This is a genomic window from Bacillus sp. AFS029533, from assembly GCF_002585125.1.
Classification (GTDB): Bacteria; Bacillota; Bacilli; order Bacillales; family Bacillaceae_G; genus Gottfriedia; species Gottfriedia luciferensis_B.
Genome location: NZ_NUQC01000039.1, coordinates 25159 through 49140 on the forward strand (window position 1 = coordinate 25159; position 23982 = coordinate 49140).

A 23982-nucleotide genomic window follows, 5' to 3' on the forward strand; every position below is an offset into this window, starting at 1 on the left:
ATAGTGGGGTCGGCTTTTTTTAATTAAGATTCTGGTTCAGATAAAGGTAAATGTTGATATTGATAACGATCCGAGATATTAGTATAATTTGCACGAGAACAAACATGTATATTAAAGAAATGTTTATTAATGCTACTAAAACCTCTAGTTCTTCTTGTCAAAATGTTTACGACATTATTAAAACTTTCTCAATTTATGAGGAAGAGTTAAAGTATAATGATTTCACAACTGAACAAAGAAAAGAATTATATAAGCTTATAATTGAGCAAGTAGCAAATTCACAACAAAAAGATGATAAAGATAAAACGTTTCTTGGTATGGCATACGGTGTAATTGTTTTTTTAATAAACCTTGGCGAAATCCCGAGGGTTAATTTATTTAGTTATAGCCAAATTATGGATAAACGCGAAATAAAGTGTAAATCATCTTTATTGTCAATGATACGCCTTCAAAAAAAGACGCCAATTAAGGCGAAATTCACTTGTTATTTTAATCCGAATTGAGCCTTCGCCATTAACTTATCGTCTTGGAACGTAAAGTTAGCGTTAGCTCCCGTTGAACCTTTACCGTTATATGTATAAAGAATCGTATATCCTGGCTTATCTTTCTCGCCAGCTTCGCTCATTACCTCGCCTTTACCGCCAATAATTTCGAATACTTGCTTCGATGTCATACCGTTTTGAATCTTATCGAACTCTGCCTTCGTTATGATAACGGCTTTACCTGTAGCTTCATTCGATTCAGTTGAATTCGAGCAGCCACTAAAGACAATTAATCCGGTAGCGATTGCTGTCCCTAAGTAGATACCTCTAATCGTTCTTTTCATCTTAAACCTCCTAATATTTTCCATATATCCCATACTATTCGACTAGTTCATCAATTATCCTTTTAAACGAAGAAAAGCGCACTTATAAAATAAGTAAGAAGAACCTCGTCAAAAACCAACAAAAAAAGACCGAAAAAATCGGTCTTCTACGTCAATTAATCAACTTGTATTTCATTGTTAACATCAAGCGCTTCAACTAATTCTAATTCCTCATGACGTTCTTTAAAACGATTGAANNTTTGCAAATAAGAATAATGGACGTTCGAAACGGTCATATACTAGCATGTTACGCATATCTTGATGGGATAAATACAGTTATACCATGAGGTGAGAAGGTTTTTTATGTAATTTTATCAAGATGCCAGAACTTTTGATACAGGGTGGTTTTTAAGACCTATACAGGAGGAATATTTCTTGATGGAAATGTATTTAAACGCATATTTAAGAGAATCAAAGGTACAAGGTCATAGTATCAACTCTATTAATGCTCGTAGAAAGGATTTAAAACTATTCTTTAATTGGGGTAACTTTCAAGAACTTGAAGAAATTGATAGATTTAAGTTAATGGAATTTATTAATTATTGCCAAGATAAAGGATTAAAGAGTAGTACAATTAATACGAGAGTTGTTATTATTAAAGCATTTTTTAAATGGCTAGTAGATGAGGAAATAATATCAAAGAACCCAGTAGAAAAGGTTAAAGTACCAAAAAGAGAAAAGACTGTAATAAAGACTTTTGACAAGAATGAAGTAGAAGAGATGATAAACTATTACAATGGAAAAGATTATGTAAGTGTACGTAACAAAACTATACTTACTCTATTAGCTGAAACAGGAATTAGGGTCTCTGAGTTGTGTGGTATTAAAAACGATGACGTTTATGATAATATGATACGAATAAAAGGGAAGGGAAATAAGCAACGATTCGTTCCTATTTCTGACATACTTCATTTACAATTATTTAAGTATTCTGTAGCACGAGATAAAAATTCTAAAAGCAGCTTAACTAACTACTATTTTTATTCCACTTGGGGAAAACAAATGTCATACATGATTCCAAGAGACATTATTCGAAAAGTTGGTAAAGCTCTTGATCTGGATGTCAAATTAATAACACATGGTTTTAGAAGGTTTTATGCTCAAAGTATGTTAGATAATATTGATTTATATACTTTATCGAGATTACTGGGGCATGAAAATATTAAGACTACCGAAATATATGTACGTGGTACTGAAGACGAAAAGATACTTCAACGAGGTATGAATAGTCCACTTTCAAAAGGGTTCCCATGATAAGGACTCTTTTTTAAAGCTCTGTTAAATTAATTTGGTGAAATTTTTATACAACTAATTGGCAGGATAGTTGAATAAGAAATTGGCAGTTTTGCCCTGAAATCAGATGGGTAATCATGGTATAATTTACAAAAAAAGGTGTGTTTATATGGCGACAGTAATTGTAATTATTTATATAACTGCAATACTTGTATCAATCTTTTTTGCTGGTCCTTATGCTCCATTAGTGGGTATAGCCATTGGATTTCCGATACATATACTTTTACTACTTAATAAAATCCTTAAAAAACTAAATGAGATAGATAGTAAACTAGAAAAATAATAGCTAATATTTAATTAACGCAGTGCAATAGTTGAACAACCATTAAGCTACTTCGGTAGCTCTTTCTTATGTCAGTGCAGTATTATTTTTAAAACTCGTCCTAACTATTATGGTAAAATATGGTATGTATATACTCAAATTTTATTTGAATCGGAGGTAATTAGTTTTGAAAAAAAGATATCTAGTAATTAGTATTATATCAATTCTCACCTTATTTTTAGGTGGATTTCAATATGTTAAAATGCATAAAACAAAGTCATCTAGTGCAGTTTGGGTAGGTTATAACAGTAAAAGTAGTACAGATTTTAAACGAGTGAATGTGGAAAGTCAGTCCAAGATAGCAAAATTAGAAGAGATTTTATTGTTCGGTAAAACTATTAATAAACCAAAAGATAATTTACAAGATTACGATATTCAATTATCGTTAAAAGTTCCTGAGAATGAAAAATCGTATAGCTTTTTAATTTGGTTTACGAATAATGGTGCCATAATTAAGCAGAATATATTGAATAAGTTCAATTATATAAGCTTGAATAATCAAGATGCAAACTTAGTAAAAGAGATTATAAAATATAAAAGGAATTAATTTTCGATGACTATGATACTTCTTGTTCAACTAACGCATGCTTTAGTTGAAGATCACGAGTTGCTAGCAGCTCGTTTTTTTATTGAACAAAATGGCAGTTTAGTCCAATAAGGAATGATATAATTGGTTTCAAAATAGATTAGAAGGGTGTTTGAAATTATGAAGTTTGAATATAAATTACGAGGGGCTGGTTGGGCAAATTTTAATATACAAATTAATTCCCAAAGTTTTAGCTTTAGTCCTGGTTATCTTACAGATGCATTAGGTGGACTTTTAAATGCAATAAAAGTAATTCATCCAGTATTCGATACGGAAGGCGACTATAAAGAGGATGGCTCGTATTACTTTTGGGATGCAGAACCTGATAGGTTAGACTGGAACTTTAAATATATAGAGAATGAGAATATACACATAAATCTTACCTACTTTGAAGATGATGAAGAAGATGATGAAGAAGATGGTGTAGTGGTATTAAACCAAGAATGTCCTTATGATGTTTTTCTAAAAGAAGTACTAAGAGAAGTCGAACTTATTTTATTAGAGTTTGGAATCGTTGGATATAAAGAAATGTGGTGTGAAAATGAATTCCCATTAAGTACGTTTTTAGAGTTAAAACATTATTTGGAAAACAAGAATCGTTTTCCAATAGTTACAAATATATTAGCAAATAAAGAAACGAAAAAGAGTGATTTAAAATTTGAAATTGATTTCATCAATAAAATAAACTTATTCAACTAACGCATGCTTTAGTTGAATAAGAAGAGAATTCAAAGATCACATAAAAGTGGTCTTTTTTTATTTTATTGAAAAAGCCAATCCCTTTTACAAGATCAGCTCTGCTCTGCTTTAAAATATCTTTGCTCTATATATTTTTATTTTTTAATATAAATTGATTATCTTCGAACACTAATTTTTTGTCTTTAAACAATTTCTGATAAGAATTAGCATAGTAAGATTTTTGCTCATGACTTACCCAAGATAAATTGCCCACATAATTACAAGTACGATCTCCATTAAAATGATGTACACAAGGTTGATTATGAGGATTTGATATAAACGCTTGAGCGACTAATCTATGAATTAAAACGAATTTTGATTCATTATTTTTTCGTAATCCAACTTGCAAATATCCAAGCCCATTATCAGATGGTTTAATGATCATATTTTTTCCTTTAACTCTCCCCAGGGTACTAACTTGATAAGATTCGAATCCATTGATTGTTTCCCATTCTTCACCTTCAATAAATAATGGCACGTTATTTGCTGGTCGATTAGGTATATCAGTATAAACTCTCATTGTTTTTCCATGTATACATACAGGTTTTACACTTAAATCAAACTCATTTTGAATAGTTCTTTTTAATATTTGTTTACTGCAGACCTCTAATTCCTTAATAACAGACCACTCTTGATATTTTTTGTAAATTTCAGGTGATGTTTGATTAATAAAATATTCTTTTCCTTTTCCTTGAATAAATTCCTTAACTGTCAACTTAATCAGCTCCCAATAATTAATGTTGGGAACAAATTTCAGCATCTCGTGTACTGAATTAATATGATCCCTCTATTATTAGTGCTTAATTCGTACCCTTGAAAAGACAAGTTAATATTTTCTATTTTGATCCTGCCTGGTTTCATATAGTGGATTTTTTTTATTTACAATTGTGAATTTCAACTCCTTCTCACGTTAAGAGTTTGTAAACGTATTTTGAGAGGAGAACATCATGAAAAACACTTCTAATAAAAAAGACTTCTATAAAGTCAAAATCACAAATGCAAGAGGAAACGATCAAAAATATATCACTGTAAATGGTGATATTTATTCAAACGGATGGACACAGGCTGACGAGGTTAATTTACAAGCTCTTTACTACAAAAAGAAACTAGCACAGGGATTGATCCAGCCTATTGATTGGGAAAATGAATTTACAAATGATCTGAATAATATTGACTGGTCAAGGCATACTCAAGAGTTTGAAGAAAAAGGATCTACATTTAAACAGCGACATAGGGCAAATGGTGAAAGTTCATATTTCATAAAAGAATGGGAGCAAAAGGAGTACTACGAATCTATTAAATCACCTAAGAAAAAAGAGCCTGACGGATCTGAGATAGATCTATTAGAAATTCTTGAACATCAGCGATGGATAAAAGATGATTTCAACAATAATCCACATGATAGAGGTATCTACCATTTGATTGAGGATAAAATGTTAAACGACTTACAAGAGCTTGGTAGCTTGACTCAGAAACAGTTTGATGTACTTGCTAATAAATTAACATCAAATGTGACAAACACTCTCTTAGCTCAAGAGAGAGGTGTTTCAGAGGGTGCTATAAGAAAGACGCTTAAACAGGCAGTTAATAAGATCAGAATGAATGCTGAATTTAAAGACTATTATGGTTGGAATTATATTTCAGAAGATCAAGATAAAAAGTCCAATCTTAAAAAAGTCGTTCCTCAAGGGGAACAGGTTAAAACGCATGATGAACAGGTCAAATACAATCGCATGACAAGAGCTAATTTCAAATGGGAATGTCAAGATGGTTATGTAAGATATCCATCTAAATTAGTATCAGAGGATAAATCTTTACCATTACCACGTCAGTATTAATTGGAAGGGAGGAAATAAATTATGATTAAATATAGAGGAATTAAACTATTAAACGAGGTTAGATTATATCGAGCTGATGGAGAATATAATTCAAAGGTAACAGGATCATTGGACAGGCTTATAAAGGTTACAGATGAATTAGGATATAAAGTCATAGGAGCTTGGAAAAACGCCTCCACTCCTGTCAAAATGAGATGTAATAATGGTCATGTATCAAATGTGATACCTAATAATCTTACATCAAATAGACAAGGAGGTTGTTGGGAGTGTTATCAGAAAGGGATAGGGATCAATAATGAAAGAGCCTTTAAGAATATATTAAAGCGTAAAGGCTGGAAAATTCAAATGGATGAGGAATATATAAATTATACTACAGAGATTCCTTTAGTCTCTCCAAGTGGTAGAATCTATTACTACAAACCAAAGACAGTAGTTGAATATATCGTATTACCAGAGTAGGGACATTGATCCTTACTCTTTTTTATATTCAAAATTACAAAACTAATAGATTATTACAATGACTTTTTGCATTTGTAATGCTTTTTGTAATTTGTCAAACGCTTGGTATCAAAGGGATTACCTTTATTTATTACAAAATATATATATAATTAGTTATTTTTAAAAGTAATAATATTTATATAGAAAGATATTAAAAGTAATAAGTTGATATATAGAGAGTATGAGAAAACTGTTGTAATTTATGTATTTTTGTAATTTTGAGGCTCGAAAACCAGTCATACCAAGGGATTGAGCATATTACATATTGAAAATATTTTTGTAATTATTACATATTGTTTTTGTAATGACATTGATCTGATAAAAAGGTACGAATCATGCACTAAGTATATAGGGGTTATTTACCTTTATAGCAATATTTTTTGAGGCTCAGAATGTTGATCAGCACTAAGAATATAACCAATGATTTAAGATTACTCTCATTCTCTTAAATCCTCTAATTTATTCTTTCTTTTGATTTCTTCTTTGAGTCTATTAAAACGTTACTTTTTTCGTTAGTCTTGATTCTCCTAACCTCCTAAAAAATTGGATCACCTTTTGACTTACTGACTAATCCTCAGTAGGTCTCTTTTTATTATGGTCAATTATGGCCACCAATCAAGGAAAGCTCTCTCTTATTTAGATCTCATCAGTAACAGTAGGCTGGTGGGATCTTTAATGAGATGGAGTCTTTTTTGATTTAAATACCTAAATCATTTTAAAAAGACCTTTCATAACAGTGAAAATATAAGCCCAGTGAGACCAGGCAAATACAAAGGAGTGTTCAAATGAACAAAGCCCAACAGGAATTAAGAAATGAGCTATTAGACGAGATGGATGATCTTTTAGCACTCGCTAAGAAAGAAAAACGACATTTCAAAGTGTCAGAAACAAATCGCATTGAGGCTATCAAGTCACAGATTGCTGAAATCGAAAGAGAATCACAGTTAAACCAAATGCAAAAAGAGGATCGAATGGTGATCACAAAAGGAGATAAAGTACACATGAACGAAAAAGAACAACGTAAATTACAAGAATCTGAGGAACGAGCATTTATTGATTTTATTAAAGGAGATGTACGAGCTTTAAATGCTGGATCAAATGGATCTATTATTCCTGTTTCTGTAGCATCTCGTGTTATTGATAAAGTGATCAACATTTCACCACTATTATCAAAAGTTGAATTATACAAGGTAAAAGAGGATCTTCAATTACCTATTTATGATTTTACTCAACATACTACTGCTTACCAAACAGAATTTACTGACATGGTGGAGAGTGCTGGAACGTTCTCAGCAGTAACTCTAAAATCGTTAATTATTGGATCATTAACTAAAATCGGTCGTTCATTAATTAATCGTACTGATAACTTTGATGTATTAGGATATGTTATCAATGCTCTTGCTAAGTCTATTTCATTATTCTTAGAAAATGAATTAATCAAGGGCACAGGTGGAGCTGGCAAGATTCAAGGATCACTTGCTACAGGAGTTACACAACAGGTTGCTGGTGCTACTACACTAGTAATCACATATCCTGAGTTAGTTGCAATGCAGACTAAGATCCCAGCTCACTATGATCCTAATTGTGCGTGGCTGATGAATCCAGCTACTTTGGGCTATATCAAATCAATGGTAGATTCTCAAGGTCGCCCTTTAAATCTATTTGAGAATGGCTTGTTATTAGATAAACCTGTCATGATCTCTGATGCAGTAGATGTCAATGGAGTGGGTAAAAAAGCTCTGTATTATGGAGACTTTTCTTGTATGAAAGTAAAAATGACTCAGGATGTGCAAATTCAAGTTTTACAAGAGTTATACGCTAAACAATACGCAGTGGGGATTGCTGGATATGTTGAAATTGATGGTTCGGTGGCTGAGCCTCAAGGTTTAGCAGTTTATGTAGGTAAATAATCAATCACAGGGAGTAATAGCTCCCTTTTTATTATGATCAGAAATGATCTCTAAGCTAAAACATTACTATATGGAGGATATAACAATGAGAACAAGGCAAGAGGTTTTACAATGGGTAAAAGTATTTGAAGATAAACTAACTGAATTAATCGGATCAGGTGCATATCTAACTGATGAAACAAAGAGATGTTTGAAGTGTCTTAAAGATGCTAATGAGATGCTGGATCTGTTTGATTTCAAGGGATTGAGTAGAGATACTTGATCCTTTTTTATTTATAACGCTTGGAGAAACAGTCAGAAGTAATGAGAATGACATAGTAATAACATTACTAATAAGTACACAACAATATGGGGTGTATGAGGACATAAGATAAATAATATATATATATATCATTGTATTGTTGATATATAATATTATTTAATATACGTCAATATATATGAAGGTGGTAATGACGATGGCACTTGGAGTAGATTGGAGCATCTATGCTCCATCGACAATAATGTTTTTAATTCTCTTAGCTTATCATATTTTGGGGAGAAAGATTGAGAAAGCCAATGAGGAAATAATTAAAGAGCAAGATGAGGAAATCGCAAACTTAAAAAGGCGATTAGCAAGATGGGAAAGCTAAATATAATTGAGCAAGTTTTTATTGTCCATTTACATAGAAAGGTATAGATGTCCGTTGTGGCATCTTTTTTTCATCCCCCCATCCTAAGACTCGAAAAATCCTTCAAATAGCTATACCTACACCTGCCAACTGCTCATAAAAACTTCCCTAAATGAAATGATTTATTTTAAAGGCTCTATTAAAGTAAATTATTAATTTTTAAGTATAAAAACAACTAGTTGTATTTATCTAATCATTTAATTTTTTAGCATATTGTACTAAATATAGATTTTCATAATTTGAGGAGTTTACTGACGATTCAGAGTTTTGTGTAGTACAATTAAAAATATTATATTTTATGGAGGACAAAGGTAAGATGAGTGAAATTTGGATAAAAATATTTTTTTCAGCCCTTATATCAGCAGTTTTGGGTGCGCTTTTTACTCAGAATTTAAATAATTTCCTAACACTAAGGAGGGAAAAGAAAAATAAAGATAAAGAAAGTTTAAAGAAGTTTTATTATAAAGTTATTCCATATATATATGATTATTTTAAAGTAACAAATGAGTTTAGGAAGGATAGTTTAGTAGAATGGACTGACAACTCATCTTTCAGAGTAGATATAATTAAACACGTTTCTGAAAATTCACTGTATATAACTCCTAATATACATTCTAGTTACATTAAAGTTCGTTCACAAAATCTGCATGAGGATTTGAGTGGAAGATATAATGAACGGGCAGAAGTTAATCTAATTTATTATATATTTGATGCGTATTTAAATTTATTAAAAAAAGAAGATTTAAAATTATATCAATCAGAAGTAACTTTTGGGTGTCTATTGTTAATGTGGAAAATCACAGTGGAAATTAATCCTAATAATACAGGGTACATACCAATGTCTAGAAGATTTTATTTAGATCATAGTAAATTTAATGAAGATATTTATAATCGTCTGATAGAAATAAACCATCTTGTAAAACGAGATGAAATAATAACAGATTTTAAATATATTTTGAAAGAATTAATAAATAAAGAGCATCAGAATGACAATGAAGAATATCTAGATACATTCTTTGAAGATGAGGACGAAATTCAAGATACATTTACAGTAACTATGCTTTCAAACTTAGATTTAGATATAGGAGAATTGTCAATAACACAAAGGCGATTATATCGTGAAGCCATTATTTCTAATCTTTATAATTCTCTATATTATGAATCTAAATACAATTTCAATTTTACTTCAGATGACTTTAAAACATTACATAATGAATATAAAAATGCATTTTTTTATTTAAAAGATAAAAAATTAGTATCAATAATAAAAGATGATGATTTAATTAAAATAGAATTAACTGCAGAAGGACAAGAATATTACGAAATAAATCAATTCAATTAATTCAAAATCAACAAACGCGTTTGAGACTTTTATTAAAGTCTCTTTTTTTTTATGGCTCTAATTGTCAGAAAATTGTCCCATGGTCAGTCCTATATATTGTCTAATAGCCAGTCCTGTAAAAAAAGAATGTTTGAAGAAATATAGAATTAAAAAAGAGTAATGAATTTAATCATTACCCATTCTTTATCTTCCAATATTCTTCAACAATAAAAGCAATTTGGTTTGATAAAGTACGTTTATTGTTTGCTGCTTCTAATCTTAACTTTTCAATCATTTCTTTTTCTAAAGTAATATTTATAGCACCTTTTGTTGGTTTTATGGTCATATAAACACCTCTTGATATATGTCTACTTATAGTATAACTCAAACAAAAGTATATTAGTATGTTAAAAAGTCTAGACCTTTGCAGAGTTGTGTTGTATATTAAAATTACAATCAGTGAAGGTGAGGTGAACACAATGACTACTACACTTACAAACGTTTCTGACATCTTTGAACAAGGTAATAGACACATGCAAACAAAACTACGTTATTTCTCAAAACAATCTGGAATGATCGTTAAGTACATCATTTCAAAACTACGCAAATATAAAGGTAAGTTCTACGAAAGCTACTCCACTATCGCCACTGAATTAAATGTGTCTACTAAGACAGTACAGAGGACAGTAAAACGTATGCAAGAGTACGAAATCATTTGTGTATCAGCTCAATTTATTGATGGTAGACGATCAACGAATATTATTCGATTATTACCTTTCAAACCATTTGAATTGATAAAAGAGATTGTTGAAGTAGTTAAAGAAATAAAGAGTAAGATAGTGCAGAAGGTTGTAAAGCCTGATCAAAAGGTAGTTAACACAGTTACTAATCAAAATAGGGTTCGAAATACAGGTAATAAAATGTCTAAAAGAACTGAAATTGTTCCAGCCTGGTTAAATAAGTCTTATTTTAAACAACAAGAAACAGAAGATATAAGAAAACAGAGAAAGGAGTTAGAAAAACAGTTAACAGAGTTCATAAGGTAAATACTTTTTTGATATTTTTAAACTTAATTATATCAAGATATGTATCAGAATTAACCTTATAAACCATCATAAAATTACATAAAAAAAGGTGACGTTTTTACTCATCACCTCTTTAAATATTCAACCTCAAATAACCTTAATCAACTTGTATTTCATTGTTAACATCAAGCGCTTCAACTAATTCTAATTCCTCATGACGTTCTTTAAAACGATTGAATGTAAATTCGTTTGCAAATAAGAATAATGGACGTTCGAAACGGTCAAATACTAGCATGTTACGCATGTCTTGATATTTCTTAAGTCCTTTTACATCATCAGTTTTAACCCATCGAGCAATATTATAATCAACATGGTCTTTACGGATATCAGATCCATATTCATTTTTTAAGCGGTATTCAAATACTTCAAATTGAAGTTGACCTACAGCACCTAAAATAACCTCATTAAATTCATTTTTATAAACTTGAATTGCACCTTCTTGAGCTAATTGCTCAACACCTTTATGGAAGTGCTTAGATTTTAATGAATTAACTGGGCTAACTCGTAAGAATAACTCAGGTGGGAAAGTTGGTAATGGCTCAAAGAATAATTTTTGCTTACTAGATGTGATTGTATCTCCGATTTGATAAGTACCTGAATCGTAAATACCAATTACGTCACCAGCATATGCTCTGTCAATCGTTTCACGGTCATTAGCCATCAATTGAGTTGATTGACTTAATTTAATTTGTTTTCCTGTACGAGAAAGCATTACGTTCATTCCTCGTTCAAATACACCAGAACAAATTCGTAGAAATGCAATACGGTCACGGTGAGCAGGATTCATATTAGCTTGAATCTTAAATATAAAACCACTAAATACTTCATCAGTTGGATTAACTTCACCATTAATTGTTTTACGAGGTCCTGGTGCAGGTGACATATCTAAGAAATGATTTAAAAATGGTGTTACACCAAAATCGACTAATGCTGTACCGAAGAAAACAGGAGTAAGTTCCCCAGCTCGAACTAAGTCTAAATTGAATTCATTTCCTGCACCTTCTAAAAGATCAACTTCATCTCGTAAATTTTCTAAATTTGAAGGCTCTAAATGTGCTTCTAATTCAGGACCATGAACGCCATCTTGACCAAGTTTAATAACTTCGTCTTTTCGGAAAAGATGAACTTCATTTTCTAATCGATCATAAACCCCTTCAAATTGCATTCCACTTCCGATTGGCCAAGTAACTGCAACAGAAGGCATACCTAGAACTTCTTCTAATTCTTCCATTAATTCTAGTGGATCTTTAGCTTGGCGATCTAATTTATTCATAAAGGTAAAAATAGGAATACCACGTAAACGACAAACTTGGAAAAGTTTCTTAGTTTGTGCTTCAATACCTTTTGCAGCATCAATTACCATTACAGCAGAGTCAACAGAAGTTAGTACACGATATGTATCTTCACCAAAATCATTATGACCAGGAGTATCCATAATTGATACCATTTTTTCATCGTATTCAAACTGCATAACAGAGGAAGTTACAGAAATTCCACGTTGTTTTTCGATTTCCATCCAGTCAGATTTTGCATATTTTGAATTTTTTTGAGCTTTTACAGTACCAGCTTCACGAATAGCCCCACCATGAAGTAGTAATTTTTCAGTTAAAGTTGTTTTACCAGCATCAGGGTGAGAGATGATCCCAAAAATACGGCGTTTAGCAACTTGATTGATTAATTCTTTATTTGACATCTATTATAAAGTCCTTTCTAAATCAAAGATCATAAACAAATTTTTACATCTTATCTATTATACTAGAATTCAGCGTTTGATGAAACATTTAGTAACCAAGTTATATACAAAGTATTTCCAAGTTATGAAATAAGAATTTTCTTTTTTCGTTTTATTTTGTAATTTTTTCATATAACATTCATTTTTTTATCAATCTTTTAAATGCTGAATCTATCTCCTAGTTATGGGTGATAGATTCCTTTTTTTATGACAAATGTACAAGCATGTTCAGGACACTTTGATTACTATATGATAATGATTCATTTTAATGAAAGAAAGGAAGTAAACATAAATGGCATCATCATGTAATTGTTCAACATCAACATTAACTTGCTGTCCTGAAAAGGTTTTTGTTCAAGACCAGGTATGTACACCATGGCAAGCAGTAGGAGATGCAACAACCGTTACAATTCCACTTTTTAAAAATAATTTTAACCAAAATATTATAGGAACTGGTTTTGTGAAGTATGAGGTAGGTTCTGTTGCAACACCAATACAGATTTTATTTTTAAACTCTGCTGGAGGCACGATTAATTCTGAAGTTGTAACATTAGGTTCTAGTTTGGCATTTACAATTAGAAGATTTGATGTAATACAAGCCGTTATTCCCATTGGAGCAGGTATACTATTTCAAGGTGAGTTTTGTATAACAACACGATATTCTGTTTAATTGAAGAAAATGAGGAGAAAAGCAAATGTGTAATGGATTAAGTTGTTGCTCAACTAAAAATATTTTTCAAGACAAAGTTTGTATAACTTGGCAAGTGAATACACCCGGTATTATCACAATCTTTACAAATAATATCGCTCCAATTATTTCTGCAACAGGCTATGTAAAAAATGATACAGGAACAGATAATATCGTTGTTAATTTTTTAAGAGGAGGAAATGTAATTGATACCCTTACTGTCCCACCTCAAAGTAGTGTAGCTTTCTCAGAAAAGCTATTCGATGAAATTCAAATTGATACTACAGGTTTAACCGGGGTAGTAGAGGGTGAGTTTTGTTTAACGGTTAGATATTCAATGTAATAGTTCATTTTATCTAAATAGTATTGTTCAGAATAATTTTTTGAACAGTCCTATGTAATGAAATGAGGAACGATAATTAATGTATTCTTTTATGAATAATAAAGATGAGAATGGTAATGCAATTCCTTTCGTAAAAGGATTCAATTCCAATTCGAATAAATGTAGTTGTTGTAATAGTTTTTCATGTAATGCGATTAAAAAAGTTGGTCCAACAGGAGTAACTGGCTCAACTGGGGTGACGGGCCCGACTGGAGCAACGGGAATAACAGGAGAAACAGGAGTAACTGGGGTGACAGGAGTATCCGGGCCAAGTGGAATAACGGGAACGACAGGAGAAACAGGAGCAACTGGATTAACCGGTCCAACCGGAGCAACGGGCTCAACCGGAATAACAGGATTAACCGGGTCAACGGGAATAACGGGAACGACAGGAGTAACTGGCCCAACTGGAACAACCGGAGCAACTGGGGTGACAGGATTAACCGGATCGACGGGAGTAACCGGCCCAACCGGAATAACGGGAGCGACAGGAGTAACCGGGTCAACCGGTCCGACTGGAATAACGGGAACGACGGGAGTAACCGGTCCAACTGGAACAACTGGAATAACGGGAACGACGGGAGTAACCGGCCCAACTGGAATAACGGGAGCGACGGGAGTAACCGGCCTAACTGGAACAACGGGAACGACGGGAGTAACCGGCCCAACTGGAATAACGGGAACGACGGGAGCGACGGGAGTAACAGGAGTAACGGGAATAACTGGAATAACGGGAGCGACGGGAGTAACACGAGTAACGGGAATAACCGGAATAACGGGAGCGACGGGAGTAACCGGCTCAACCGGAATAACGGGAGCAACCGGAGTAACTGGAGCAACAGGATCAACCGGATCAAGTTTTAATACTTCTGGATCGGCAGCAAATACCTCTGGAGCAACAATTGCGATTACACTTTTAGGCCCTTCACCGATACCGTTTCCGAACGCGCAAAATTTATCAGCAGATATAACAGTGAACAACCCAACAGCTACCATTTTTACGATTAATACAAGTGGTAGATATTTAATAACATATCAAGTGTATCCTACATTATCTTTATTAACGACTTTTCAGTTATTTCGAAATGGGGCTGGAGTTGCAGGTACAAATATTTCTGCTGCAGTTGGATTAAGTTTAGTCAGTAATCAAGTGATTATTAATATAAATGCAGGTGATTCGATACAAGTAATGGTGTCTGCTACTTTAGCCGCTACAGTATCGTTAGCAGCTGGTACGACCGCTGCGACAATTTCCATTGTTAGAGTAGGTTAATTAATATTATTTTAATTCAACAAGTGACTACAAGTTATATGAGTAAGATTAATAGTGGTCACTTTTCTTTTTATGTTTTATTTAATACTAAAAATAATGCCTTTTCAGTATTTTAGATACATAGGATATTAACTATAATAAGTGAGGGATAAAAATTGAAACAAAAAAGACCAGATATATCAAACTTACCTAGTATTAAATTACCAGTTTCTTCTCCAACTCTATTACCACCTGTACCTCCGCCAACACCACCTACCCCCCCAACACCAATACCTCCGCCAACAAAATGTGATCCATGTATTCCAATTGATCTATTTGGCAATATTATGATTCAAGATAATCTTGATAAACCAGTTGAACTGTGGAGTTTAGGTGGAAATTTAACTGCTTTAGCAACGATTTCAGTCTATAATAGCGAAGGCAGTACTGGACCGATTACAATCGAAGTAAGTAGCAATATCTGTCATATAATTTCCGTGTTACCAGGTAATACGAGTAGCTATACTAGTCAATATATAAAAACTGTGACCATACTACACTCAGGTCAATCTCCAATTTATTTAGAAGGAAAATATTGTATAACTGGTAAAATTATTGAAAAATAATAAACACATAGTATTTAAACATAAGCTTATTGCATAATCGCATTAAGCTTTTTTTTATTTCCTAAAAAATAGGCGTACTTAAATAAAACACTTTACATATGATTTAAGGAGTAGTATGGTTAGTTACATGAGTAACTAACTAAATAACTAACCAGAAAGGAAGGTGCTAATGAAACCGACATTAGATGAATCACAACCAATATTTCAACAAATTGCGGTGATGATTATGGACGAAATTATAGACGGAAGAATTAAAGAGGGTGAACAAGTGCCTTCAACAAATGAATTATCTCGCTTTTTTAATATTAATCCTGCAACTGCAAGGAAAGGACTTCAAGCATTAGTTGATAAGGAGATAATTTTTAAACAAAGAGGTGTAGGTATGTTTGTTTCTACTGGAGCAAAAGAAAAGTTACTTTTAGAGCGAAAACAGCAGTTTTATGAAGATTATGTTGCACCTTTACTTAAAGAAGCCAAGAGAATTCATTTAAATGAAGAAATGGTAATTGAATTAATAAAGAGAAAAAACGACTCGAATTAGGAGGGGTAAAAATTGATCGAAATTAAAAATTTGACATATGGCTATAAGCATACACCAGTTTTAACGAATTTCAATTTAATTGAAACAGAACCGAGTATTATTGCATTATGGGGAAGAAATGGTACAGGAAAAACAACTTTGATGAGTTTAGTCGCTGGCCATTATAAACCAAACGAAGGTTCAATAAAAGTCTTAGGGGAAGAACCTTATAATAATTTAAATGTTCTTGAGAATATTTGTTATATCCAAGAAAATCATCCATTTGGTCATAATTGGAGAATAGACGATTTATTAAAATACGGAAGGTACTTTCATCCTGAATGGGATCAAGAATTTGCTGAACATTTAGTGCAAGTTTTTGAGTTACCGATGAATAAAAAAATCACTAAGTTTTCAAAAGGAATGAAAACGGCAGTGCAAATCATTTTAGGATTAGCTAGTAACGCAAAAATAACAGTTCTCGATGAGCCAACTAATGGACTAGATGCAGTGAAAAGAAAACTATTTTATGATGCATTATTGGAAAGCTATGAAGAAAATCCAAGACTCATATTACTTTCAACACATCATATCGAAGAAATTCAACCATTATGTGAAACGATCGTTGTAGTAAATGATGGAAAAGTACTATTTCATGAACAAATGGATGTTATGCGGGAGAAAGGTATTATTCTTTCTGGCAATATAGATTCAATAGAACATGTAACGAAAAATATTTCTATACTTGAATCCTCAAAAATCAGTTCGACTAAAAAAGTAATGATCGATGAGTTATTTACAAATGAATGGAAAAAAATCGCTGAAGATCATCATCTTAAAATTGAAAAAGCAACTCTACAAGACTATTTAATAAATAAAACAAAAAACAAAGAGGTGAAAAGATGAACTCGATAAGAGGCACTTATCAACTAGTTTTCGATGAATTGAAATGGTATTTTAAAATATTTTCTTTAATTACTTTGTTATTATCAGTTGTTTACGTACTCGTTAGTTTAATTTTTAATATCCCTTTACAAAGTGGTGCAGCTTTGTTTGGACCGATTTATGGGGGGATTAGTACATTCGCGGTTGCAGGATTGGTCATTCCTTTCCAAGTTGCAATTGGATTAGGTAGTACAAGAAGACAGTTTCTAAAATCTTATAATGTAATGTCAGTATTAATGGTTATTTCAAGTATTACTTATTTAAATATAATGTATTACATTATGAAAATATTATTAGACAAAGGAATAAATAGTTTTCACTTTTACCATCCTGCAGATTTAGTTTCCTCAGGATATCATTTCTTTACGTATTATTGGGTCGACCTAATGGTTGGTTTTATTATACTAGGGCTTTCTTCTTTTATTGCTGTATTAGTTAGAAGATTGGGGATTCTCTATTTTCTACTAACACTAGTTTTAGTTAGTATTTTAATGACCTTTTTATCAATCAATGGAATAAGTTCAGACTTTTATTCTATGATTTTTAATATTAATCCGATTAATTTGTTTACTTTAATTGGATTAGTAGGAATAGTGCTTCAATTATTAACATTTCCAATGATGATCAATGCACCATTAAAAATGAGAGGTAGAAGTTAAAACCGATTCAAGAAAAAGTATGTGGATAGAATGCATACTTTTTCTTTTATAAATTATTAACGAAAAATTCAGTATAATATAGACGAAATACAATAAGTTAGGAGATGAATTGATGACATTTACTATTAAGCCAATTGCGTTTGTTAAAAATTCAAGAAAAGAAATTAAAGACGATAACTGGGGGTCAATTATTTCTGAAATTGAGTTAGTAGAGGAGTTTAATGAAGAAGCATTAAGTGGAATAAGTGATTTTTCACATTTAGAGATAATTTTTTATTTCGATAAAGTAACTGATGAAATGATTCAATATAATGCTAGACATCCTAGAAATAATATTCATTATCCAAAGGTTGGAATTTTTGCTCAAAGAGGTAAAAACAGACCCAATAAATTAGGGCTAACATCAGTAGAACTATTAAAACACAGTGGCCGCATTCTTACAGTTAAAGGGTTAGATGCGATCGATGGAACGCCAATCATTGATATCAAACCAATTATGAAAGAATTTCTTCCAAAAGGAGAGATCAAACAAGCAGAATGGTCAAAGGCTTTAATGGAAAAATATTGGTGAAGAAATTAAAAAAAGATAAAGAGTTTTCTCAAAGGTTTTTTTGGGGAAACTCTTTTTTTGTTTTTATGTAAATAAATTAATCCAACTTTTATTATTTCCTTATAAAAACAATTGATGACAATGTATTTAAGATGCCACTCACATACGCCCTTGCTCTGATCATTTTTATATTGTACTAATAGTTAAAAATTTTTAATTTAAAATTTAGCTAGAACAATAATATAAGGCGTTATTAGTGAATTTCCCCCAAGTTTTTTAATGGGATTTTACATTAAACTACATGAATCTACATTTAGGTAAACGCAATACTTTATTTTTTTATCAGATTTTACTAATATCGACATTTAATTTATTTTATAATTTCCTTCATTCATGAAAATTCCCCCAATACTTTTCAAGAAAAACTCTAGCTATAATCTAAGTTAAGTGATTTTTCTGAAAAATCACATATATTCTTTCTTATTTTAGAATCTTTTAATTAAGAAAAAGTTGGAGGTTATTAAATGAAGGGGTTAAGTAGTAAATTTTTTCAAACCACATCAGTACTAGTTTTAGCTAGCAGTACAATTTTGGGATCGACTATGATTAGTAAAAAGCCAGCATATGCGAACTCAAGTGAAGCAGAAAGCATTCTACAATCACTTACAGCAGAACAAAGGGAGGCTTTGAATCAGTTAGATCTTGCTGGTTCAAAAACAGGTTTGCAATTATCAGATGATATCGACCTATCAAGTGATAAAGATGTTTCTGTAATTGTTGAATTTAAAGAACTTCCTGCTAAAGTAGCACAGTTAGAGAAGGCTGTTGAAGGGGAGTCAATTTCATTAGAAAAGGCGAAGGAAAATGTAACTAAGTCGCATGCTCACTTTAAACAAGAATTACAAGAAAAATTAGGAAATAAAGAGAAAGCAAGTAATGAAGGAATTCAAATTAAATATACATATCAGAATGCGTTTAACGGCGTTTCATTGACACTTCCAGCAAATCAAATTAAGGATTTACTAGATTTGGATACAGTTAAAGCTGTTTATAGTGATTCAATAATACAAATTAAGCCACCGGATGAACCAGTCGAAAAGGACCAATCAAAGGTTGATAGTTTACCATTTTTAAAAATTGATAAATTGCATGAAGAAGGTTTTACAGGTAAAAATATTAAGATAGGTGTTATCGATACGGGTATTGATTATAACCATCCCGATTTAAAAGATGCATACAAAGGTGGTTATGATTTCGTAGATAATGATAATAACCCAATGGAAGCAACATACGATCAATGGAAAGCTTCTAAAAAAGCTGAATTTGTTAATGGCAGCTCATATTATACTGATCACGGTACGCATGTTTCCGGAACGATTGCTGGAAGAGGGAAAAATAATTCTGATTATAAAGTAACCGGAGTAGCGCCTGATTCAGACTTATATGTATACCGCGTATTGGGACCGTATGGTTCAGGTTCTAATTCTGCAGTAATTGCAGGAATTGATCGTTCGGTAGCCGATGGGATGAATGTAATTAATCTTTCGCTTGGGGCCTCTATAAACGATCCATTAGAAGCAACTAGCTTAGCAATTGATAATGCCGTTTTAAATGGTGTTACAGCTGTCGTTGCAGCAGGAAATGCTGGAGATGGTATGTACACACTAGGCTCTCCAGGTGCAGCAGCACTTGCGTTAACAGTAGGTGCGAGTTCTGTACCAACTACAGTTACTACATTCGCAAGTAAATTTTTAGTAAACGGTAAAGGTAAGGATAGTACTCTTCGATTAATGACAAAAAAATGGACAGATGATTTTACTAAAATGTCTGGAAAAACATTTGAAATTGTAAATGTTGGAGAAGGTGGTCCAACAGATTACACAGGAAAAAATGTTCAAGGTAAGATTGCATTTGTTGCTCGAGGGACGTATGCACTTGTTGATAAAATGAACTATGCAAAGCAAAATGGAGCTGTAGGGGTAATTATATACAACAATAATGCCACTGAGGGACAGATCCCGTATTATTTGGGAGAAAGCAATGATAATATCCCGGTATTTTCAATGACAAATAAAGATGGCTTAGCGGTTAGCGATTTATTTAGTAATGGTACACCATCAGTTACATTAGGTAATATTGGTGAAGATGTAATTCCTGGTGATGATTTAGCTAGCTTTAGTTCTAGGGGGCCATCAGGAACTTTATATGATATTAAACCCGAAGTTACAGCACCAGGCGTAGATGTATTATCGACTGTTCCTGCATATATCAATAACAAAAATGATTCAACAGATTATTCTTCTGCATATATGCGAATGTCTGGTACGTCAATGGCAACTCCACATGTTACTGGTATAGCTGCATTATTATTACAAGCTCATCCGGATTATACGCCTGCTGATATTAAAACCGTCTTGATGAATACAGCGGATCCGTTAAGAAGTAAATACAGCGTGTTTGAAGTTGGGGCAGGTAGAGTAGATCCTTATGAAGCGATTTATTCACGTATCGAACTAGGCGTTCAAGATACAACGCCATATTTTAAAAATAATGAAAAAGTAAATATTGATGAGCAAACTGGTGGTCTTAGTTATGGTTTTATTCCTGTAGATAATAATGCTATTTCGAAAACTACAAATATATTAATCACAAATCATACTGATAAAATGCAAAAATATAATATTTCGGTAGAATATAATATCGGTACACGTGGATCTTTGGATGCTAAGTCAAACGGGGTAAGTGTAACAGTACCTAAAGATCTTAAAATGAAGAAGAATAGCCAGGAGATGATTCCTGCAACACTTACGATCCCAACAACTGCAAGTAAAGGAACATATGAGGGCTATATTCATGTTGTGAATGAAAAAGATCCAGACGATCATTATCAAATTCCATTTGGATTCCGTTTAGTAGAAGAAGGCTTTGAATATTTCAAAGTTCATTCACCAAGCATCTCTACAACTCGTGATACTGCACCATATAGCGTTAAGGCGTCTGATTTAGATTTTAAATTAAATTCACCGATGAAAACATTAGATTTTATTTTAGTAGATCCAAAAACTAATAAAGATTTAGGAATAATTGGTACAATTAATGTGTCAAGTGCAGGAGTTGATAAAGATCTCTATATTCAAAAAGCCTTTACTGGTCGCTATTTTCCATTTACAGGTAATGCTAAGAAACCAGTTGGCTACACATCGATTCAAGCAACACAAGGAATATATAAAATGAAAGTAATTGGTACAAATTTAGACGGAAAACAGTACACCAAAACAGACCAAGTATATATCGATAATAACCGTCCAACATTCACATTAGATGATACAAATGCACTACCTAAAGGTGATCTTCCATTTGTTGAATTAGCACCTGGCCAAAAAACAGTTACATTATCTGGAAATATTATAGATAATGAAGCAACGGAAATGGAAAATAGCGGTATGAATGTTACACAAGCAACTAATAAAGCTTGGTATGGACCAAACGCTCCGGCCATTGGTATTGCTACTGATGCAAATGGTAAGTTTTCCAAAGAAATATCTGTGGATTCTCCAAATCCAGTCAATATGCTCCAATTTGTAGCGTCGGACAGAGCGGGTAATTCAACGATGGCGAAAGTAGTTTACTATATGAAACCAGGAACACAATATATTTATGCCAAACCAAATAAAGAATCTTTTACAATGGGTGATCAATTAACTTATACGTTCTATGCTCACGGTTTGCAAAATGCAAAAGATCTAACACTTAAATTCGATTACACTTCAAGATTTTTTAACTCAGTCGGATTTAATAAAAATAAGGCTTTATCTGATGATACTCAATTTACAGTTACTTCAACAGGAACTACCAGCAAATCAAATACAATTAATATAAAGGCACCAGGTGATGGTATAACTGGTGATACGCCATTGTTTGATATGCAAGTAGAGACGAACCGAGATACTTTTGTAAACGTTAATACTACTTTTTTCTATATCACTTCATCTTCGTATAAAGATCTAAATGGTAAAACAGTAAACCCGTATACTCAAGTTGGATATTTACCAAGCTACTCAGCTTATTCAGATGCTACTGCAAAAATCAACGCAGCAGGATTGTTAAATGCAACTGGCAGTTTTAACTTTGCAATTGATTACACTACTATCGGTGCACAAGCAAAAGCAAAAGACTCCAATGGTCAATATTATACTGGTGAAATTCAAAAGAATGGAAACATAGTATTCAGTAAACTTCCAATTACGCAACAATTATATACAGTCATCATAGATGTCCCAGGTCATTTTACTACTTACACACCTATGGAAATTGGTCGAAAAGATCGTGATATTTTTATTGGTGAAAGTATCTCTTATCCTACTGTAAGAGAAAATACTGGGGATCTTAATAAAGATAATGTAGTTGATATTTATGATGTAATACTACTCGAACAAAATTGGGGTTCGAATAACCGTAATGCTGATATTAATTTTGATGGTAAAGTTGACTCATTGGATTTCAAGTTACTTGAACCAAATTATTTAAAAGAGAATGATTATGTATTAGATACTCCTACTGGTGTTAAGGAGTATAATGGAAAAACAATTGATTCGATTAAGAAGTCTTTAGGAATCAATTAGATTTTGAACCTATCCGAATCGGATAGGTTTTTTAGATTGTTGATATTCTTGATGGATTAAATAAAAATGTTAATGGAATCTGAAACAATTTTAATTCGATAGAAAAAACGAAAATTCAGAATGTTTCTCCTTTAGTTTTTATCCTCTAACATTTTGTATTATGATTCAAATAACAAAGTCTTAGTTAGAGAAGTACAAGTATTAAATAAAAAACAATTTGTAAATACAAAATAAAATGCGAGGTGGAGTATGGAAATTAAATATAGAATTGCCTCAACAAATGATAGTTCAGAAATTGCTAGATTATCAGGTCAATTGGGTTACAATGTTGAAAAAGATGAAGTCATTGAAAGATTAAATAAAATAATAAATCAGAATGATCATGTGGTCATTGTAGCAGAAATTGAAAGTCAACTTATTGGATGGATTCATGCTCACGGACGATATTTGATTGAGTCTCCACCATATGTTGAAATTGGTGGTTTGATTGTTGATAGTACATATCGGGGTCAAAAAATTGGTAAGTTACTAGTGGAAAGATGCGAAGAATGGTCAAAATTATCGGGATTTAAAGAAATACGAGTACGGACAAATGAAACTAGAATAGAGACACTTATTTTTTATGAAAAGATTGGGTTTAAAAATACAAAATCGCAAAAAGTATTTAATAAAGAATTAATTGTATACTAAAAGGATCATATTACTGATTATGAAAACGAATTTGGTAAATTCACTTCGCTTAAGCTTGTAAACAATTGGAGTTTCCTCCATGTTTACAAGCTTTTTTTGTATAATAACAAAGTTTTAATAGCAAATAGTAAGCAGGTTGAAAGTGATGAATAGACCATCTGACGCATGTTATTCGTGATTGGTTTTAAGTAA

Annotated in this window: 26 protein-coding genes; 22 read left to right on the forward strand and 4 right to left on the reverse strand. The window is 32.1% G+C overall.

All coding sequences use genetic code 11. The features are described from left to right. Positions 1-104: 104 nt before the first annotated feature. Positions 105-503 (forward strand): hypothetical protein, encoded by a 399-nt coding sequence (locus COE53_RS19145; RefSeq protein ID WP_098948543.1) that lies wholly within the window; start codon positions 105-107, stop codon positions 501-503. Here COE53_RS19145 and COE53_RS19150 read toward each other — a convergent pair. Beyond that, a complete protein-coding gene (locus tag COE53_RS19150) occupies positions 485-826 on the reverse strand; it encodes a DUF3862 domain-containing protein (protein ID WP_180242451.1) in 342 nt (113 codons plus the stop codon). The two genes, COE53_RS19145 and COE53_RS19150, sit on opposite strands and share 19 nt — an antisense overlap. A gap of 417 nt (positions 827-1243) precedes the next feature. Here COE53_RS19150 and COE53_RS19155 point away from each other — a divergent pair, with 417 nt between their 5' ends. The 4 genes from COE53_RS19155 to COE53_RS19165 all read left to right on the forward strand — a co-directional run bounded on the left by COE53_RS19155 (position 1244) and on the right by COE53_RS19165 (position 3765). Beyond that, positions 1244-2119 carry a tyrosine-type recombinase/integrase gene (locus COE53_RS19155; RefSeq protein WP_286162600.1) on the forward strand — a complete coding sequence of 292 codons (876 nt, stop codon included), beginning with the start codon at positions 1244-1246 and terminating at the stop codon, positions 2117-2119. Positions 2120-2267: 148 nt separating this feature from the next. After that, positions 2268-2441 carry a hypothetical protein gene (locus COE53_RS24105; RefSeq protein ID WP_180242452.1) on the forward strand — a complete coding sequence of 58 codons (174 nt, stop codon included), beginning with the start codon at positions 2268-2270 and terminating at the stop codon, positions 2439-2441. A 166-nt stretch (positions 2442-2607) separates the two neighbouring features. Continuing rightward, positions 2608-3027 (forward strand): hypothetical protein, encoded by a 420-nt coding sequence (locus tag COE53_RS19160; protein WP_098948546.1) that lies wholly within the window; start codon positions 2608-2610, stop codon positions 3025-3027. A 159-nt stretch (positions 3028-3186) separates the two neighbouring features. After that, positions 3187-3765: a hypothetical protein gene (locus tag COE53_RS19165; RefSeq protein WP_098948547.1), complete on the forward strand. Its 579-nt coding sequence runs from the start codon at positions 3187-3189 to the stop codon at positions 3763-3765. A 124-nt stretch (positions 3766-3889) separates the two neighbouring features. Here the strand turns inward: COE53_RS19165 and COE53_RS19170 are convergent, their stop codons facing one another. Further along, entirely contained in the window at positions 3890-4519 is a 630-nt protein-coding gene (locus COE53_RS19170) for an NUMOD4 domain-containing protein (RefSeq protein WP_180242453.1), read from the reverse strand. A gap of 232 nt (positions 4520-4751) precedes the next feature. Here COE53_RS19170 and COE53_RS19175 point away from each other — a divergent pair, with 232 nt between their 5' ends. The 6 genes from COE53_RS19175 to COE53_RS19190 all read left to right on the forward strand — a co-directional run bounded on the left by COE53_RS19175 (position 4752) and on the right by COE53_RS19190 (position 10060). After that, positions 4752-5642 carry a hypothetical protein gene (locus COE53_RS19175; protein ID WP_098948549.1) on the forward strand — a complete coding sequence of 297 codons (891 nt, stop codon included), beginning with the start codon at positions 4752-4754 and terminating at the stop codon, positions 5640-5642. Between the two features lie 21 nt (positions 5643-5663). Further along, entirely contained in the window at positions 5664-6101 is a 438-nt protein-coding gene (locus COE53_RS19180) for a hypothetical protein (protein ID WP_098948550.1), read from the forward strand. An 824-nt stretch (positions 6102-6925) separates the two neighbouring features. Beyond that, on the forward strand, positions 6926-8050 hold the full coding sequence (locus tag COE53_RS19185; protein ID WP_098948551.1) for a phage major capsid protein: 1125 nt from the start codon (positions 6926-6928) through the stop codon (positions 8048-8050). Positions 8051-8135: 85 nt separating this feature from the next. Beyond that, entirely contained in the window at positions 8136-8312 is a 177-nt protein-coding gene (locus COE53_RS24110; protein ID WP_180242454.1) for a hypothetical protein, read from the forward strand. Positions 8313-8505: 193 nt separating this feature from the next. Then, positions 8506-8679 (forward strand): hypothetical protein, encoded by a 174-nt coding sequence (locus COE53_RS24115; protein WP_180242455.1) that lies wholly within the window; start codon positions 8506-8508, stop codon positions 8677-8679. 355 nt (positions 8680-9034) lie between these two features. Beyond that, entirely contained in the window at positions 9035-10060 is a 1026-nt protein-coding gene (locus COE53_RS19190) for a hypothetical protein (protein ID WP_098948552.1), read from the forward strand. A 172-nt stretch (positions 10061-10232) separates the two neighbouring features. On the opposite strand, the gene COE53_RS24120 is transcribed toward COE53_RS19190, so the two are convergent. Next, entirely contained in the window at positions 10233-10385 is a 153-nt protein-coding gene (locus COE53_RS24120) for a ribbon-helix-helix domain-containing protein (RefSeq protein ID WP_180242456.1), read from the reverse strand. Between the two features lie 133 nt (positions 10386-10518). On the opposite strand from COE53_RS24120, the gene COE53_RS19195 reads away from it, so the two are divergent. Continuing rightward, positions 10519-11085, forward strand: a complete 567-nt coding sequence (locus tag COE53_RS19195; protein WP_098948553.1) for a helix-turn-helix domain-containing protein — start codon at positions 10519-10521, stop codon at positions 11083-11085. Between the two features lie 136 nt (positions 11086-11221). Here COE53_RS19195 and COE53_RS19200 read toward each other — a convergent pair whose 3' ends face one another. Beyond that, positions 11222-12817 (reverse strand): peptide chain release factor 3, encoded by a 1596-nt coding sequence (locus COE53_RS19200; protein WP_098948554.1) that lies wholly within the window; start codon positions 12815-12817, stop codon positions 11222-11224. Between the two features lie 331 nt (positions 12818-13148). On the opposite strand from COE53_RS19200, the gene COE53_RS19205 reads away from it, so the two are divergent. The 10 genes from COE53_RS19205 (at position 13149) to COE53_RS19250 (ending at position 23790) form a co-directional block, all read left to right on the forward strand. After that, positions 13149-13526, forward strand: coding sequence for a DUF3992 domain-containing protein (locus tag COE53_RS19205; protein ID WP_091021152.1), 378 nt, complete (start codon positions 13149-13151; stop codon positions 13524-13526). Positions 13527-13551: 25 nt separating this feature from the next. Next, positions 13552-13887 carry a DUF3992 domain-containing protein gene (locus COE53_RS19210; protein WP_069032071.1) on the forward strand — a complete coding sequence of 112 codons (336 nt, stop codon included), beginning with the start codon at positions 13552-13554 and terminating at the stop codon, positions 13885-13887. A 79-nt stretch (positions 13888-13966) separates the two neighbouring features. Next, the gene (locus tag COE53_RS19215; RefSeq protein ID WP_180242457.1) at positions 13967-15199 is read left to right on the forward strand and encodes a BclA C-terminal domain-containing protein; all 1233 of its coding nucleotides are present in this window, start codon (positions 13967-13969) and stop codon (positions 15197-15199) included. A 155-nt stretch (positions 15200-15354) separates the two neighbouring features. Beyond that, complete coding sequence (locus COE53_RS19220; RefSeq protein WP_069032073.1) at positions 15355-15804, forward strand: S-Ena type endospore appendage; 450 nt, start codon at positions 15355-15357, stop codon at positions 15802-15804. Between the two features lie 169 nt (positions 15805-15973). After that, complete coding sequence (locus tag COE53_RS19225; RefSeq protein ID WP_069032074.1) at positions 15974-16345, forward strand: GntR family transcriptional regulator; 372 nt, start codon at positions 15974-15976, stop codon at positions 16343-16345. 12 nt (positions 16346-16357) lie between these two features. Beyond that, complete coding sequence (locus tag COE53_RS19230) at positions 16358-17230, forward strand: ATP-binding cassette domain-containing protein (protein WP_069032075.1); 873 nt, start codon at positions 16358-16360, stop codon at positions 17228-17230. Next, positions 17227-17928: a hypothetical protein gene (locus COE53_RS19235; protein ID WP_098948555.1), complete on the forward strand. Its 702-nt coding sequence runs from the start codon at positions 17227-17229 to the stop codon at positions 17926-17928. The genes COE53_RS19230 and COE53_RS19235 overlap by 4 nt, the downstream gene beginning before the upstream one ends. 112 nt (positions 17929-18040) lie before the next feature. Continuing rightward, on the forward strand, positions 18041-18499 hold the full coding sequence (gene tsaA, locus COE53_RS19240) for a tRNA (N6-threonylcarbamoyladenosine(37)-N6)-methyltransferase TrmO (protein ID WP_069032077.1): 459 nt from the start codon (positions 18041-18043) through the stop codon (positions 18497-18499). A 503-nt stretch (positions 18500-19002) separates the two neighbouring features. After that, positions 19003-23100, forward strand: a complete 4098-nt coding sequence (locus COE53_RS19245; protein WP_098948556.1) for a S8 family serine peptidase — start codon at positions 19003-19005, stop codon at positions 23098-23100. A gap of 249 nt (positions 23101-23349) precedes the next feature. Next, positions 23350-23790, forward strand: a complete 441-nt coding sequence (locus tag COE53_RS19250; protein WP_098948557.1) for a GNAT family N-acetyltransferase — start codon at positions 23350-23352, stop codon at positions 23788-23790. Positions 23791-23982: the final 192 nt, after the last annotated feature.

Coding starts and splice junctions, on each gene's coding strand:
- COE53_RS24105 (WP_180242452.1), top strand. CDS start 2,268: ATGGCGACAGTAATTGTAATTATTTATATAACTGCAATACTTGTATCA.
- COE53_RS24115 (WP_180242455.1), top strand. CDS start 8,506: ATGGCACTTGGAGTAGATTGGAGCATCTATGCTCCATCGACAATAATG.
- COE53_RS19165 (WP_098948547.1), top strand. CDS start 3,187: ATGAAGTTTGAATATAAATTACGAGGGGCTGGTTGGGCAAATTTTAAT.
- COE53_RS19250 (WP_098948557.1), top strand. CDS start 23,350: ATGGAAATTAAATATAGAATTGCCTCAACAAATGATAGTTCAGAAATT.
- COE53_RS19150 (WP_180242451.1), bottom strand. CDS start 826: ATGAAAAGAACGATTAGAGGTATCTACTTAGGGACAGCAATCGCTACC.
- COE53_RS19235 (WP_098948555.1), top strand. CDS start 17,227: ATGAACTCGATAAGAGGCACTTATCAACTAGTTTTCGATGAATTGAAA.
- COE53_RS19185 (WP_098948551.1), top strand. CDS start 6,926: ATGAACAAAGCCCAACAGGAATTAAGAAATGAGCTATTAGACGAGATG.
- COE53_RS19215 (WP_180242457.1), top strand. CDS start 13,967: ATGTATTCTTTTATGAATAATAAAGATGAGAATGGTAATGCAATTCCT.
- COE53_RS19195 (WP_098948553.1), top strand. CDS start 10,519: ATGACTACTACACTTACAAACGTTTCTGACATCTTTGAACAAGGTAAT.
- COE53_RS24120 (WP_180242456.1), bottom strand. CDS start 10,385: ATGACCATAAAACCAACAAAAGGTGCTATAAATATTACTTTAGAAAAA.
- COE53_RS19155 (WP_286162600.1), top strand. CDS start 1,244: ATGGAAATGTATTTAAACGCATATTTAAGAGAATCAAAGGTACAAGGT.
- COE53_RS24110 (WP_180242454.1), top strand. CDS start 8,136: ATGAGAACAAGGCAAGAGGTTTTACAATGGGTAAAAGTATTTGAAGAT.
- tsaA (WP_069032077.1), top strand. CDS start 18,041: ATGACATTTACTATTAAGCCAATTGCGTTTGTTAAAAATTCAAGAAAA.
- COE53_RS19145 (WP_098948543.1), top strand. CDS start 105: ATGTATATTAAAGAAATGTTTATTAATGCTACTAAAACCTCTAGTTCT.
- COE53_RS19245 (WP_098948556.1), top strand. CDS start 19,003: ATGAAGGGGTTAAGTAGTAAATTTTTTCAAACCACATCAGTACTAGTT.
- COE53_RS19190 (WP_098948552.1), top strand. CDS start 9,035: ATGAGTGAAATTTGGATAAAAATATTTTTTTCAGCCCTTATATCAGCA.
- COE53_RS19200 (WP_098948554.1), bottom strand. CDS start 12,817: ATGTCAAATAAAGAATTAATCAATCAAGTTGCTAAACGCCGTATTTTT.
- COE53_RS19210 (WP_069032071.1), top strand. CDS start 13,552: ATGTGTAATGGATTAAGTTGTTGCTCAACTAAAAATATTTTTCAAGAC.
- COE53_RS19175 (WP_098948549.1), top strand. CDS start 4,752: ATGAAAAACACTTCTAATAAAAAAGACTTCTATAAAGTCAAAATCACA.
- COE53_RS19180 (WP_098948550.1), top strand. CDS start 5,664: ATGATTAAATATAGAGGAATTAAACTATTAAACGAGGTTAGATTATAT.
- COE53_RS19225 (WP_069032074.1), top strand. CDS start 15,974: ATGAAACCGACATTAGATGAATCACAACCAATATTTCAACAAATTGCG.
- COE53_RS19205 (WP_091021152.1), top strand. CDS start 13,149: ATGGCATCATCATGTAATTGTTCAACATCAACATTAACTTGCTGTCCT.